Below are 14,362 nucleotides of genomic sequence, written 5' to 3'. Positions count from 1 at the left end.
TGCCATATATCCACGAAAACAGCCCGCAAAGAGGTCGTGTCCCCGTATTCTGCAGTATTCCTCACCCTCAGTTGACAGGATTGTGGCGGTAGCTGTGTCAGTCGAAAGCTTGATTGCCCGCCCGAGGTTGCCTCTGGTAGATGGTCGCTCAGTTCGTTGAGCGAGTTCGCTCGCTCGTGTCGACTCGGCGGGCAGAACGGATGACGCTACTATATGGCCTGTTTACTGGCCTCCTTGGTGTCGTGCTCGCGGCAAACGAGTTTAGAGAAGGGACCGAAATCGACTACCAGGCCTACTACTTTGCCGGCAAGGCTGTTGTTCAGGGTGAGCCATTCGTTGGCTGGGCCATTACTGATGGTGCGTTCATCACCGAGAAGGCCTACGTCTATACACCGATTACCGCCCCAATATTCTCTGTCTATGGAATGTTTCCGGATTGGCGAATTGGGTATGTCCTCAACGTAATTTTGCTTATCAGTGTCTTTTATATGATCGGTCGGCTCCTTATTTCGTTCGTCGAGCGCCACGGTGGGTCACTCTCTCGGGTCGACCGGATTCTCATAATGGGATTTTGCCTGTTCTCGGGCCACAGCGTCCTAGGAGTGTACAGAGGCAATGTCGACCCAATTATGCTGCTCATGCTTTCGGTCGGCTTGCTCGCTATCGAACGTGGCGAAGGGTGGAAAGGCGGCACACTGTGGGCAACTGCTGCGCATTTCAAGCTGTTTCCTGCGTTTCTTGGCGTCTGGCTACTGTACCGCCGTGCGTATCGCGCAATCGCGGCGGCAATGGTGACCGGAATTGGTCTCATCGTCCTCGGTACCGCCGTGTTCGGTATCGATGCCCACATTGAGTTTGTCGACTTTATCGTCAACGAGCGGAGTCGGAAAGGTGCCTTCCAAGGTGGATTAGACCCGACACTGCAATGGATAACTCTGCGACGGCCGTTCTCACAGTTCCTTGCGTTGTCGGGGAATCAGCTGTTCGTTGTGACGACTGCACTCATTTCGCCGTTTGTCTATCTCGTCTACCGGGATGCCAACTCCGAACTCGACCGGATTGTTGCGTTTTTCGCAACGATGGTTGCGATGCTGATTACGATTATTCCCTCGACACTGAACTACGTCGTCTACCTCTATTTCCCGTTGCTTGGCCTGTTGTACCTGACCGAAGACTCGACCACGAAACAGCTATTCGTGGCCGGTCTTGTACTGGTGAATCTCCCACTTTACCCACAACACATCGAGTTGATTGTCGACGCGTTGCCCCTTGGGGCAGGAATCGGAGACATACTCGTCGAGGGTGCACGGGCGTTTATGACCTATAGCTCAATTCCGTTGATTGGGTTCCTGTGTATTCTCGCTGGCTGTATTCGGTTTGTCCGTGTCCCGCGACCGACGACATCGACAACGGCGACCGAACAGCCATCACCGGAGTGACAGTGTCCTATCTGGGTAAATAGTGTGCTTCGATAACAGCCACGAAGGACAACCCATTTCGATACGCTAAAACCGGCCCTCCTCAAACGAGAGTACAGTACCGATGAGTGTCCGAAACATGATAGACCGGAAGCAGGCTCTGATGGGGATTCTCATCTGGGCGCTGGTTGTCGGGGCGTTCGTCACACTCACTGGTGTCGACGATTTCATCAACCGGCTTGATGCCATCAGCGCGCCCGACTTCGGGCTCATGCTCGTTGCAGTCAGTATCGGCGTGATTTCGATGGGGGCGTGTCTCTACGTCATCGCACGCAGTCTCGGCATTGGCGCCTCGTTAATCGAGACGATTTTTCTCAACACGAGCGTCAGTCTCGCCCACAATCTGACACCCTTTGGCCAAGCCGGCGGCGCACCGGTTGGCGCAGTGATACTCTCTCAGCGCTTTACAGGGAGTTACGAGGAGTCACTTGCGGCAATATCGATGAAAGATATCGTCAGTTTCGCCCCCGCTATCTTTGTGTTTACAGTGGGTGGTGGCTATCTCGCAGTCTACGAGCAGTCGATTTCCAGCCAGATCCGGCCACTGGTGGCCGCATTTGCGCTGTTTGTCGTGTTCATCTGTGTTGTGGCCCTTGCTGTCTATCGTTATCCAGACTTCATGCGCGGCATTATCCGGCGGCTCGTCATCGGTGGAAACCGGCTCGCAGCATACGTTCCGATTCTCCCGAGTCTTGAACCTGCGGACATCGATGCGCGTATCACGAACTTTCTCGACTCGATTGCTGAAGTTGCCGGAAGCAAGAAAACGATGGTGCTTGCCAGTGTGCTTGCAACGTCATCGTTCGTTGCGCAGGGTTGTCTGCTGTGGATTACACTTGCGGCAATCGGCGTCGATATCTCAATTCCACTGGCTATTTTCACCGTGCAAATCTCGCTGCTTGCCTCGGGACTCCCGCTCCCCGGCGGGAGTGGCGGCGTCGAAGCAGTTCAGGCGCTCATGTTGGTTGCCACCGCAGGCGTGACCAAGGACGCAGTACTCCCCGCAGTCATTCTCAGCCGTGGACTAGTCTTCTGGACGCCGATTGTCGTCGGCTCCATGACGCTGGTTGTCTTACAGCTTCAGGGAAGATTTACTGGGTCGCTAACAGAGTAGACTCAGTCCTGGTGGGCCAAACATACCCGCCAGATTCCTTCCTCGAAGCTTACGCTTGGCTCCCAGCCGGTCGCTTCGTGGGGTTTCGAGGAGTCTGTGCAGAATACTCGGCGTAACGCTCGCGAGCCATCTTCGAGGCCTCGTAGCCAGTCTCGGCTGTAATGTCTATATCTTCGGGTGAAGGGTCCTGCTGGCTGCCCTAAACCGAGGCGTCGGAGCATAGACAACGGTCTGACAGTCGTCTTGGCGCGCCTGCTCGACGACGTTGACAAAGCCTTCGATATTTTCTCGTGTGCTCCGAGTCGGGTCTTCCTCGTCCATCCCATAAGAAAATCACAGCAAGGTGAAAGACCACGTCCACGTCCGTTGGGAGGTCGTCATCAAGGACCGAACTGTGCTCGAACGTGACACAATTATCGAGGTTTTCGGGCGTTCCGAGCGAGCAGTCGTCAACGACAGTCACGTCGTTTGAGGCGGCAAGGCTGTTCGCAAGATTGGCACCAATAAAACCGGCACCATCCGTTACCAGTACGTCCATCTCTTCGATACGGCGGTGATGCCAACCTGATTGAGAAAAGTGGTTCCACTGTCGTAAATTAGGCAACAATTGAAAACATACAGGGAGTTTATCACACTCCGCATAAAAAAAAGAGATAATGGCAAGTCTGAGGGATCTCGGGTTGTCGGAGTATGAGTCCAGAGCGTATCGCTCGCTTCTGGAGACGGGTCCGACAACAGCAAAGGAGTTGTCTCGTACCAGCGACGTTCCAATGGGTCGGATATACGACGTGTTGAACAGTCTGGAGACACAAAATTTGGTCCGAAGCCAGACAGCAAGTCGGCCGAAAAAATATGTGGCTGTCGAGCCGGAGACGGCACTCGACCGGTTGCTGGAAAACAAGGAACAGGACCTCGAAGAGCAACTCTCACAGTTCGAGAGTATCGCAGGCAAACTCGAAGAACAGTTAGAGGCGTCCGAGCCCGTTGACGAGCAGTTCTGGACCGCAGCGCTTGGAGCTCAAGAGAGCATCGACCTGCTCGTCGAGCGTCTCGCCGCGGCAGACGACCAGATACTGTTTGTGGCCGCAACACCAACCTCTCGGTTCGACGTCGAAAGCGTCGGCGAGCGCATCGCTGATGAACTCGAACACGCTCTCGGACGGGGAATCCCCATTTCGCTTCTTGAACATCCCACTGTCGTCGAAAGTCTCCCTGAGGCAGTCGGTGAGCGGTATCGCGAACAGTTACAGGATCATGACCACTTCGGCGTGCGTGTCGTCGACGATATCGGGAGCACGTTTGCTATCATCGACCACGTCGAAATCTGTATCGAGGTCCCCCATCCGCTGAATCGTGAGGAAGCGTTCGCACTCATCAATCTCAAGGACGCGGAGTTCGCGGCAACTGTTGAGGAATCGTTTGAAAATCGGTGGCAGCAAGCCCAACGACTGTCGTTTTGAGGAACGGCGCTATAACAACTCACCGCGAGCAACCGGCATAACGCGACCACCGACTTCAACCGCGATAGCTTCGTTCTCAGACTCGGCAGCGAGGACAAGAAGCGACGGACGGCCCATCTCATACCCCTGTTCGACTCGCGCATCGACGGTTGGCGAGCCAAGGTACTCGTGTGCAGAGAGGTACGCAGCAAGACAACCGTTTGCCGAGCCCGTCGCCGGGTCCTCGGGCACGCCGTAATGTGGCGAGAACATCCGAACAGCGAGGTCATTCTCGCTAGACCGTGGCTCGGGACAGACAGCGTGGACAAGCTTGGCGTCTCTGCCGGCTACGAGGTCATGATATGCCGTGCGGTCGAGGTCGATATCTTCGAGCGCGTCACGGTCGACTAACGGGACGATGATAGTCGGGAGCCCCGTCGAGACGACTTGCACCGGCCACGTGTCGGCAAGTTGGTCGGTATCGAGTCCCAGCACCTCGGCGAGAGTGCTGTGGCTGAGGTGCTCCCGAAGTTCGGGTGGCTGTTGGCGCATCCAGAGAAACACGTCGCCACCGTCGCGGCGAGTCTCGACTGGTACCTCCCCGACGCGCAGGTCGAGTGTGACCGCCTCGGGCGTTCCATCGGCAAGTTCTTGCCGAACGACCGAGGCAGTTCCCAGCGTGGGATGGCCGGCAAACGGGACTTCCTCAGTGGGCGTGAAAATACGGACCGGCCAGCCCGCCTCGGTGGGAGCGCCGGTGACAAAGGTCGTCTCAGAGTAATCCATCTCGGCGGCAATCGCCTGCATTTCCTCGCCCGAAAGGTCGCCCGCATCGGTGACGACCGCAAGCTGGTTCCCGGCGTATTTCTCCTGTGCGAAGACATCTACAATGTGAAACGGGTGAGCCATTCATCAGCAACGTAGACAGGAAACGACAAAAAATGGTGAGGATAACGTAGCTATCGTCCCGTCGGCGCTAAGAGCGATACCACTCGCCGTCTTCGATACTGCTCTGAGAGAAAGCTTGGCCCCTGCAAACAGCTAAGAGTCTGACAGCCACAAAAAGAGGCATGGAACAACTGGACGTTACCGAGGGGTTCGACGTTCATGAGTACCGCCACGGACTGAAACTCATCAACGAAGACCGTCAAACGATGCATCTAGAGAACCGGGACGGATTTGCGTGTCCAGCCTGTGAGAAACCGTTTGAGGACCTGTTCGTTACCGAAAAGCGTACGAATACGTTTGGAGATCCTGCGTCGCCGTTTTGTATCGTTCGGACCGACCAAGAGGTGCTGTTATTAACTCACTAGCGCTGGAAAAATAGTCACACGATTTTGCGGAAGACAACACACGGCGAACTCCGTTAGACTTACCGCCGGCCAAATCTGACAGACTGACATGGACGTGCCGTGCGTACAAGTCGAACGCGAGGATGGCGAAGCGACGCGACAGGCACTCGCCGATGAGGACCTCGTAAACCAAGAGCACAAAATCGTCCACGATGACGGCTGGCTCTATATCCCCGTAACCGACCCAGCTGCCGTGCCTGTGAGCCACGAAGTGGTCGACCACGCAGTTCCCGAGCGCAAGACCCAGACGATGCCTGACGACCTCGTCGATTTTGTGGCTTCCTACGAGCGACTCGGCGAAGTTGTGCTTATCGACGAGGACGACGACGCCCGAGCACGTGCGCTTGCCGATGCCATCGTCGAGTCAGATATTCCAATGAAGTCCGTACTCAACCGCGCTTCAAAAATTCAGGGTGAGACACGTATACGAGACTGGGACGTGCTTGCTGGCGCGGACACCGAGGCCGTTCATCGGGAGTATGGCTGTGCGTTTGCACTCGATCTTGCGGCGGTGTACTTCTCTCCTCGGCTCGCCACAGAGCGCCATCGGGTCGTCGAGCAGGTCCAATCTGAGGAACGCATCTTCGATATGTTCGCCGGGGTTGGCCCGTTTGTTATTCCGTGCGCAAAACAGGGTGCGGAGGTCGTGGGGACAGATATCAACGCGACTGCAATCAACTACCTCCATGAAAACGCCGAGCGCAACAGCGTGGCCGAACGCGTGACAGCCACTCACGACGATGTTCGAGTGATTGCGACCGATTACGAAGGTTGGGCCGATCGGCTCGTGATGAACCTCCCACATTCGGCTGACGAATTCCTCGACACTGCCAAGCGGCTAGCGAGCGAGGAGTGCATGCTCCACTACTACGACATTCAACACGAAGACGCCCCCTTCGAACCAGGAATTCAGAGAATACGAGAAATAATGGAACCCGAGTACGCCGTCGATATCGAGACAAAGCACGTCGTCAGATCCTACGCACCACACGAGGACAACGTGGTGCTTGACGTACGATTACTGCGAGACTGAGTGGCAGTCGTCGGATGGATTCGCAACGCTTATTGGCCGTATCACTACTACAATTGTATGCGTGCCGGTGTAGCTCAGACTGGCTAGAGCGATTCCTTCGTAAGGAATAGGCCGAGGGTTCAAATCCCTCCACCGGCTTCAGGAAAAAGGGTTCAGAACCTTTCTAGCCCTCAATTCTCTCGTTTAATCGTTCTTTCCGTTTCTCAAATCCCTCTTGCTCGTATTGAAGTGCTATATCGCATATCTCAAGCGCGTCTCGATACTCTCCCCTTTTTTCGTAAATAATTGCTAACCGTTTGAAGGCCGGAATTCGAGGAGGCTCACCGCCATATTCTTCGAGAAAGTCATTCAAGAATTCGTCTATAGTATCAATGTCCCTCTTACAGTATTTAATGCACTTCTCGATTGCGTCATCTCGTTCGTCCCGTTGCTTGTAGAATAGATCGATTAGTTCGTTATACACAAAGTGGCGGTCGGTTGGATTACTATCTTCAGTCTCTATCGCTTTCAAAAGAACCTTTTCAGCGAACCGATAGTTTTTGTCGGATATTGCCTTTGAACCGACTGTTTGAAGATAGCCTTGTGCTGCCTGTGTGGTTGATTTCACAGGTCCCTCAAGCAAATTACCCATACCCATAGACTCACTATATTGGTACAACATTTCTGTCTCACTCTCAGATAAGCCTAAGTACCATTCAGACAGCCCTAACACCTCAAGATAGTCTGGCACTTCTTGACTGCCTGTGCCAAGAAACTCTCTGATATTGTCTAACATAGTATTCTCATTTGACTCCAAACTCTGTTAAAGATACTCTTGCCCTCTGATTCTAACCCTGTCCTATTCTACCTTAACCAACAGAACCGCGGTAACCCTACAGTGTTGGTTAAGAACTAACCAAGGGACGCTCGACAGACTACGACTCTGTTGGTTAGACACATGGGGCGTTTTCCGCTATGAGGTGTTTGCTGAATACGGTTACATGGGGTGAATCCGAACTACCAGAGTGTCCGATATCCCCCATAACGATACTTAACGGATTGTTTTCGAGATACGGCTTATCCGAGACCTGCTTCACTCATGGCTTTTGTTTTCAGGACAGCCATGCAGTTTGTTTCCGAGGTACCCATGGAGTTGTTTACTCAGACTGCCATGGGGTTGTTTTTGAGATATAATTTTCTGCCGTTAGCTACAGAAGGCTGTCGACCTCCATCAATTATGAATCCTAACTATAATGTCCCTATAGTGTCCTGGGAGAGATATGCAACGAACGCAATTAGCGACCATCGTGTTAGCTTTTCTCATTCTATTGGCTGGCTGTTCCTTCTCTATTAATTCGGACTCACCTACAACCGAAGTGAGCCCGTCTATGACTCCGACACAAGACCCTAGTTCTCCTACCGTTACAGAAACATCTTCTACACAGACGCCAGTGTCCTCCCCCAATGAAACCGTTTCTCCAACTCAGACTACTATGTTAACCCCAACACAGACACCTGCACAGACACCATCTCCAACAACCACTCCTACGCCGACACTCTCACCTACGCATACACCTACACCTTCTCCCACGCCGACACCGACGCCGACACCGACGCCAACTGCTACACCAACCCCAACACCGACGCCCACGCCAACACCGACGCCCACGCCAACACCGACGCCCACGCCAACACCGACGCCGACACCGACGCCGACACCGACGCCCACGCCAACACCGACGCCGACACCGACGCCGACACCGACGCCCACGCCAACACCGACGCCGACACCGACGCCGACACCGACGCCAACTGCTACACCAACCCCAACACCGACGCCCACGCCAACACCGACGCCCACGCCAACACCGACGCCGACACCGACGCCAACTGCTACACCAACCCCAACACCGACGCCCACGCCAACACCGACGCCCACGCCAACACCGACGCCCACGCCAACACCGACGCCCACGCCAACACCGACGCCGACACCGACACCTACTCCACGCCCAGATCCAACAGTCAGTGGCTCAGTTCAAGATAGAGGCTGGATAAATAATGACACCTACCAAGTAACTGCGAAGGTATGGACAAATTCATCCGGGGAGGTACATACAACAGTGTACGCCGCTTTAGACTTTCAAGATGGTGGTCACACGACAGAGGCCAAAGAAATTACTATAGGACCAAGTGAGGAAAGGGTCTTAGAGCTTCAAGAAAACCTCTCAGAGTGGAATGAGAATAGGCAAGAATGTTGTAATCGAAGTGGAGTAAACGTAAGGGGGGCTTCAATTGAGTTCTACGATACAGTATGGGCAAACGAGAGTAATGAAAGCTCAAATGTGCCTATACTTCTACTTGCTGGCATGACAATGGTTGCGTTCACGAGTAGGTACAAAAGAAAGGAGTAGGAACTACTACTCGGATTCTCAATTGGTTATAGAATCTTATCGTTCCTGAGTTTCACGGGAGTTCGTCCATTCATGGCCTTGTTTCGGGGATAAGCCATGTCCAATTGTTTCCTATATCACGGATATTTCTATCCTAAGAGTCTCTACGGAACAAAATCAAACGAATCACCTAACAGAGATTGGGGTTCTTTCATGGGGTTTGTTTTCGAGAGTCGCCACTACCCACCTTTCGAGTCCTACTCTGGCCCTGTCCTTGTCCCGTTGGCTATGATCGCGTCATCTCTAATGTGAGACGGTATCTGGCCGAACTTTGCCGCCCCAAGAGTGTCATACTGCTTGATGTCCGTGGACTTGTCGCTATCACTCGATTCTTTGAGACCGTTGCTACAGCTCACGTATTGCTTTTCAGAGGCCCAATACAGGACTTGTCGCCAGAGGCGCGTTTCACCCGACTCTAGCATGTCCCGCAATTCGCTTTCAGACGCCTCTACGAACTCATAGAGGCCGCGAGTTGCCTCACTCAGATAGTAGGAGAGTGTTCTCTTGCCGTCGCTATCATCATGCAGTAGCCACGATCCGTCCCGTCGAGTGACTGATTGCACGTACACCTGTTGGCCGATATCCTTCTTTTGGTTCCAATAATCCCGTACCTCTTGCTCACTGATTGTAGAGTTGCCCGTTTCACTCTCGCCGTCTTTGACGTAGTCCACCCCGAACAGAACGATATGGTAGTGTGGTAGTCCTTTGTGTTGAAACTCTAAGGACTTGATATACTCTGGCCGTCCACCTAACCGATATCCCAAGCAGTCAATGAAATTACCGACGCCGTCTTGGACCGCCTCAAGAATCTCTGTGTGACTCTCAAACCGCTTTGGATCTGGCGTGAGTGTCACCATTACCGCTTGGCTTTCTTTCTCTGCCGCCTTGTCTAACGCTGTCGTGAGTCGGTTGTGTGACTTTCTCGCCTCAGGCTTGTCCTTGAACCGCGACTCCTGCTCAATCAGTAGATACTCACTGTCCACGTTCGGACGGTCCCGGTACTGTTGCATGATTGTGTAAGTCCCGGTGATTGACGCTCGCCACGTTACGAACTCTCTGAACAAGTCGCGCTTTACACTATCCGCTTGAACCGTCTTGTACGATTCACAAAACCGTTGGACCCTCTCTTTTGGGGTGAGTGACTGTCCGTCGCCGGCGGCTGTCTCACTGTCGCCGGCGGTGGACTGTCCATCACCGCCACGTCTTGCTTTTAGAGAATATTCATACTGCTGTCTCAAGAGAGAGTCCGCCTTGAAGCAGATCCACCTTGGCTCGATTTGGACAAAACCGCCTCTACTGTCGCATTTGAACCAGTTACACCGTTTTGCCAACCGACGTAGCCTTTGATACTCTGTATTGGTGTAATCCTCACCGTAAACGGACTTTACCGCCTCAGAGAGTCGCGTCGGATATCCCTGTTTCTGGTTTTCAACCACTGTACGCATGAAATCCGTCTTATCCGACGCATATTGCTCACCGTCCCATGGACAGGTGAATCCAGTAGAGCCACCACTACCGTTTTGACATGGGATAGAATCCAGTCCATGATCCGACCGACGTAGTCCCGCGAGAGAGGTAGCCGATTGAGTGGATGTATCCCTTTCCCCGTTTGTAGAGTCCGCTTGAGAGTCCGCTGTCGCCTCTCTAAGCGTATCCCCTTGGGACGACAAAGGATCTCTTGAGTCGTCCGTGAGTCCGTCCTGAGTGGTATCTACGTCCGTCTCTGGGAGTCCATACTTGTCCCGAAACTCTTGGATACCCTCTTGGACCTGTTTTTCTGCCTTTTCGCCTGTCGGTACGTCCGAACCGAATTCGTTTGCCGATAGTTCGTCTTTACTTTGACTCATAGCCCACGAGAAACCGAACTATGGGCGTATCCTGCGACAGAATCAAGTCACTAGGTCGAGAAACAATCATCTGTATCCCGAATCCCAACGGATACGCCCGCCTTTCAGAGAGGTTTGCACCAATCCCGCCTCTCTGCCCTTTACCACTCATAGAATCTACTCAAGAGCTTCAAGCAGTGACTCGGCGTATTTTGAACACCGCAAGTCCGACTCTGCTATCACCTCTAAGTCCTCACGGCTGTCCTCAAGCCGCTCTATCGTATCGCTGGAGAGATTGGCAGGTCTCACTCAGAATCCCCCTCAAGCGGTTCAATTTGAAGTACGACAAAGTCGCCCTGCTCAAGCTCAAGATCACGCCGGATAGAGGCGTCTATCGTTACCCGCCCCTGATCGAGAACCTTTGCCGGACATCGTTTTGTGGTCGGCATATCTGTACGATTGTGAGGAAAAGTATTAAGTCAAATTGCGGTGATAGTTCGTAATAATGACGAACAGAGACGACTTGCCGTATAAGGTCAACTACCGCTCCAAAGACGATAGTCCGCGAAACGGTATGCTCACTGAATCACACCGTGAATTTCTGGAAGGGGACGGAAGCGGACTTGCCGAATCAACCCAATCAGAACGCAAGACAGCGATTAAAGAACGAGTATATAACACTCTGCTTGACTTTGCCCTACTCCACGAACACTGGGACAAGCACGATCAAGAAGGACGGGAGGAGATAATGGGTGACTCAATTAACGACAAAGCCATACTTGAGGGACTAGCTGGCCTTGTCGCTATGTTATACACCGATAGTCCTTATGGCCTCCAAAGTGGTCTCGAAAAGGTTCTGCTTGAGGGTGTGAATAAAGCAGAACGAGAGTTATCCGAATCGGACTGGTATTATGTTGCTGATGTTGATCTTGAGGTGGACTATCTTGAGGAGGTCGAATATAAAAAAGCGATTAGGAAATTCAAACGTGGGAAAATGTCCGACATGACGGACGGTGAAGCACAAGCGATTGTGAGATTACTCCATCGAACTCCAACGGTATCTCCCACCGAATTGAGAGAGATGCAACATGAGCTTATGGACCACTATGATGAAATCCTTGAAGAACAGGATGAGGCGGCTGAAACGAGAGCGAATAAGGCCCGCGAGAAGCAAATGAGGCTACAGGAGCGAGATGAAGAATAGCGGTTGATTATCTACTAACGTTGCTCACTATTGCTTTTGTTCAAGAAACGACTTAATGTCAGGATCGTCCATGAGACTATCCAATGTTTCGAGCTTGTCTGCTAAGTCAGCCCCCGGTTCAATATCCTGATAGTCTTGCTTGATATCTTCGTCCGTCTCTGCCTCGAATTCGTCCGCCCGCTCTTGATCTAAGCCGAATCCACAGCGCATACAAAACGTCGCCTCTGGTTGATTCAATTCTTCACACCGCGGACACTCTATCACGTCCGGCTGTTGTTCCTTTTCATCCGGTTCGTAGAGGCCATGCATTTGGTCATACGTATTGTCGATATCACGACCGGACAGGTGGACATAACGCTGGGGTACGTCCGACCCTTGGACCCACCCGAACCATTCACAGAGTTGCGCTTCGGTCATTTCAGTAGCTAGCTCAGAGGCCCGAGAGTGTCGGTAATGGTGAGGGTTTGACGGCTTATCGATATCCGCCCTGTCCATGTTCTTCTTGAGAACTTTCTCACGAATATACCGATAGCCCAGTTTGTCGTCTGGCCCGCCCTGCTGGATTTTGCACCATAAAGGGGCTTCTTTCTCGGGGTTTGGATGTTCGTTTAGCCACTGGTTGATGTATGGGACTGACTCAACCAAAGGTAGCCGTCGAGAACCAGTCTTACCGTCTATCACTACCTTCTTGCCATGCTTTCTATCTTCGATATCCCCAACCGTCAAATCAATTAACTCACCGATACGAGCGCCCGTCTCATAGAGAGTGTAAATGAAAGCCCTGTCCCGCGGATTCTTTGCCGCCTCTACTTGAGCCTCTATATCCTCTTTAGATAGTAGATCCTTCGGGAGAGTATCGTTACCGTTTGAGTTGGACAGTTTAATCCAGTCAATTTCCTCCGGCGTCTCCCCGTCATTCAACCACGTCCAAAACCCACGCATGACCGTCTTGTACGTATCAATCGTTTCGTCTGTATAGTCTTGAGAGTGTACCCACTCAAGCAGATCCTTAACGTCAGACTTGTCCATCTCATTGAACGGCTTGTCTGAGTTTTCGGATAGCACCTTCAGCCGCGAGAGATTCTTGAGTAGAGTCGCCTCACTCAGCCCATTCAGCATTTGATCCCGTTTGTAGTCCCGCAATAGCTCTTTGTTCGCCTCACTGATTACGTCCGATGTTTCGATGTTCTCAGTGGTTTGCTCAATCCGTTTCTGAAAGTCCTCTGTCGGCATGACTGGTTATTATAGCGCCACGTCCAAATAAGTTTTGAACCCTTGTTCGGTAAGCACTCCACCGGCTTACACTATTTCCTTTACAATCCTACCGTATAAGGGTTCCTGGGTGTTCGGTAACTGATCAGTCGCCCGTAAGGTTGTTCCGGGGGAGTTCGGCGTGACCGGACCGTACCTCGATTCCGGTCGCGAGGAGCCTCCCCGCTGCCTGGTCCACGGAGTCGCGAAAGAGCAGGTCTATCCCCACGACATCCCGGAATACTTCGAGCGCGTGCGCGGGTAGGACGCCGAGACTGTCGACGCGAAGCGGCTCGGCTGGGCCCCGGCCGACGAGACGGCGCTCCTCGACTACCTGATGGGGGAGGGCTACGACCGAGACGCGATACTCGGGACCGGCCTGTTCACCGAGGACCTCACGCCGCTCTGGCAGGGGCGCTATGTCTTCCCATACTTCGACATGGACGGTCGGCCGGTGTACGCTATCTCGCGGTTGACCGGGAACGAGGGCGGCGGCGCGGCCGGGTACGACGGCCACCCCGCCGACTTCATGAGCGGGAAGTACGCCAAGCTCGCCCACACGAAGGAATACGTCGCCATCGACGAGCCCATCTACGGCCTTGAGACCGTCGAGTCGGGCGAGCCCGTCCTCATCACCGAGGGCATCGCCGACGCAATCACGGCCCACGAATGCGGGTACGCGTGCATCTCGCTGGTCACGACGCAGTTCAGGCACCGGTTAGCTATGCGCGCTCGACTGAGCGAACTGCCGCGACCAGCGGGCCCTTCGGAGCTACTCGCTTAGGTCTGCGCCCCGGTGGGAACATCATCTCCGAGGGGCACATCGATTTTCAGGAAATCACCAGCTCTCAGACTCCGTGTACCTCAACGTGCCGTTACATTGCGGGGAGGGCATAGAGACGGTCAAGTACACCATCCGTGAGTAGGTCGATGCATTGGCGAAGCGAGCGAGGGTACGGACGACGCAGCCCGCGGAGCCGAACGCGGTGAGGCGAGCAGGAACTTCTTCCAGCGTGACGCGCCACACGCCCGGACTATCTCTCCATGGTTCGAATCTCTCCACTGTCACTTGTGCGACCGGCGCGCTCGAAATCCACTCAGACCGGTCCAACGCGCCAGTCACGACCGTTTTCAGGAAACTGACACCCCCGGTCGCGAAGGGCAGTGGTTGCCGACCCGAGACAGACAAACCGTTTCGGGTCGGTCGCATGGTCAAGTCTGCTGAATCGCGAA

The 14,362-nt window shown here is 53.6% G+C and carries 13 protein-coding genes, 1 tRNA gene and 1 pseudogene; 7 read left to right on the top strand and 8 right to left on the bottom strand.

All coding sequences use genetic code 11. The features are described from left to right. The first annotated feature begins 140 nt into the window (after positions 1 to 140). Both N5098_RS00810 and N5098_RS00805 read left to right on the top strand, forming a co-directional pair. Positions 141 to 1,439 (top strand): glycosyltransferase family 87 protein, encoded by a 1,299-nt coding sequence (locus N5098_RS00810; RefSeq protein ID WP_267635776.1) that lies wholly within the window; start codon positions 141 to 143, stop codon positions 1,437 to 1,439. A gap of 103 nt (positions 1,440 to 1,542) precedes the next feature. Continuing rightward, entirely contained in the window at positions 1,543 to 2,592 is a 1,050-nt protein-coding gene (locus N5098_RS00805) for a lysylphosphatidylglycerol synthase transmembrane domain-containing protein (RefSeq protein WP_267635775.1), read from the top strand. A 103-nt stretch (positions 2,593 to 2,695) separates the two neighbouring features. On the opposite strand, the pseudogene N5098_RS00800 reads toward N5098_RS00805, so the two are convergent. Continuing rightward, positions 2,696 to 3,139, bottom strand: a pseudogene (locus N5098_RS00800) (NAD-dependent epimerase/dehydratase family protein); the annotation flags it as partial. 109 nt (positions 3,140 to 3,248) lie between these two features. Here N5098_RS00800 and N5098_RS00795 point away from each other — a divergent pair. Beyond that, positions 3,249 to 4,052 carry a TrmB family transcriptional regulator gene (locus N5098_RS00795; RefSeq protein WP_267635774.1) on the top strand — a complete coding sequence of 268 codons (804 nt, stop codon included), beginning with the start codon at positions 3,249 to 3,251 and terminating at the stop codon, positions 4,050 to 4,052. 9 nt (positions 4,053 to 4,061) lie between these two features. Here N5098_RS00795 and N5098_RS00790 read toward each other — a convergent pair whose 3' ends face one another. Continuing rightward, on the bottom strand, positions 4,062 to 4,940 hold the full coding sequence (locus tag N5098_RS00790; RefSeq protein WP_267635773.1) for a PhzF family phenazine biosynthesis protein: 879 nt from the start codon (positions 4,938 to 4,940) through the stop codon (positions 4,062 to 4,064). A gap of 161 nt (positions 4,941 to 5,101) precedes the next feature. Between N5098_RS00790 and N5098_RS00785 the strand changes: the two genes are divergently transcribed. The 3 genes from N5098_RS00785 to N5098_RS00775 all read left to right on the top strand — a co-directional run bounded on the left by N5098_RS00785 (position 5,102) and on the right by N5098_RS00775 (position 6,554). Then, entirely contained in the window at positions 5,102 to 5,344 is a 243-nt protein-coding gene (locus N5098_RS00785; RefSeq protein WP_267635772.1) for a DUF7385 family protein, read from the top strand. Positions 5,345 to 5,432: 88 nt separating this feature from the next. After that, positions 5,433 to 6,416, top strand: a complete 984-nt coding sequence (locus tag N5098_RS00780; RefSeq protein ID WP_267635771.1) for a class I SAM-dependent methyltransferase — start codon at positions 5,433 to 5,435, stop codon at positions 6,414 to 6,416. Positions 6,417 to 6,479: 63 nt separating this feature from the next. Further along, a tRNA-Thr gene (locus tag N5098_RS00775) sits at positions 6,480 to 6,554 on the top strand. Between the two features lie 25 nt (positions 6,555 to 6,579). Here N5098_RS00775 and N5098_RS00770 read toward each other — a convergent pair. From N5098_RS00770 to N5098_RS00755, 4 genes are all read right to left on the bottom strand, one after another. Then, positions 6,580 to 7,191, bottom strand: coding sequence for a tetratricopeptide repeat protein (locus N5098_RS00770; protein ID WP_267635770.1), 612 nt, complete (start codon positions 7,189 to 7,191; stop codon positions 6,580 to 6,582). A gap of 687 nt (positions 7,192 to 7,878) precedes the next feature. Continuing rightward, positions 7,879 to 8,370 carry a hypothetical protein gene (locus N5098_RS00765; protein WP_267635769.1) on the bottom strand — a complete coding sequence of 164 codons (492 nt, stop codon included), beginning with the start codon at positions 8,368 to 8,370 and terminating at the stop codon, positions 7,879 to 7,881. Positions 8,371 to 9,045: 675 nt separating this feature from the next. Further along, the gene (locus tag N5098_RS00760; RefSeq protein ID WP_267635768.1) at positions 9,046 to 10,695 is read right to left on the bottom strand and encodes a hypothetical protein; all 1,650 of its coding nucleotides are present in this window, start codon (positions 10,693 to 10,695) and stop codon (positions 9,046 to 9,048) included. Positions 10,696 to 10,979: 284 nt separating this feature from the next. Continuing rightward, on the bottom strand, positions 10,980 to 11,123 hold the full coding sequence (locus tag N5098_RS00755) for an AbrB/MazE/SpoVT family DNA-binding domain-containing protein (RefSeq protein WP_267635767.1): 144 nt from the start codon (positions 11,121 to 11,123) through the stop codon (positions 10,980 to 10,982). Between the two features lie 56 nt (positions 11,124 to 11,179). Here N5098_RS00755 and N5098_RS00750 point away from each other — a divergent pair, with 56 nt between their 5' ends. Then, positions 11,180 to 11,878: a DUF8102 family protein gene (locus N5098_RS00750; RefSeq protein WP_267635766.1), complete on the top strand. Its 699-nt coding sequence runs from the start codon at positions 11,180 to 11,182 to the stop codon at positions 11,876 to 11,878. A gap of 27 nt (positions 11,879 to 11,905) precedes the next feature. On the opposite strand, the gene N5098_RS00745 is transcribed toward N5098_RS00750, so the two are convergent. Continuing rightward, entirely contained in the window at positions 11,906 to 13,111 is a 1,206-nt protein-coding gene (locus N5098_RS00745; RefSeq protein WP_267635765.1) for a site-specific integrase, read from the bottom strand. A gap of 124 nt (positions 13,112 to 13,235) precedes the next feature. Then, positions 13,236 to 13,844 carry a hypothetical protein gene (locus N5098_RS00740; RefSeq protein ID WP_267635764.1) on the bottom strand — a complete coding sequence of 203 codons (609 nt, stop codon included), beginning with the start codon at positions 13,842 to 13,844 and terminating at the stop codon, positions 13,236 to 13,238. Positions 13,845 to 14,362 lie beyond the last annotated feature (518 nt).

Source organism: Halovenus rubra (assembly GCF_026586665.1).
Taxonomy (GTDB): domain Archaea; phylum Halobacteriota; class Halobacteria; order Halobacteriales; family Haloarculaceae; genus Halovenus; species Halovenus rubra.
This window is presented reverse-complemented; position numbering and strand designations above follow the sequence as displayed.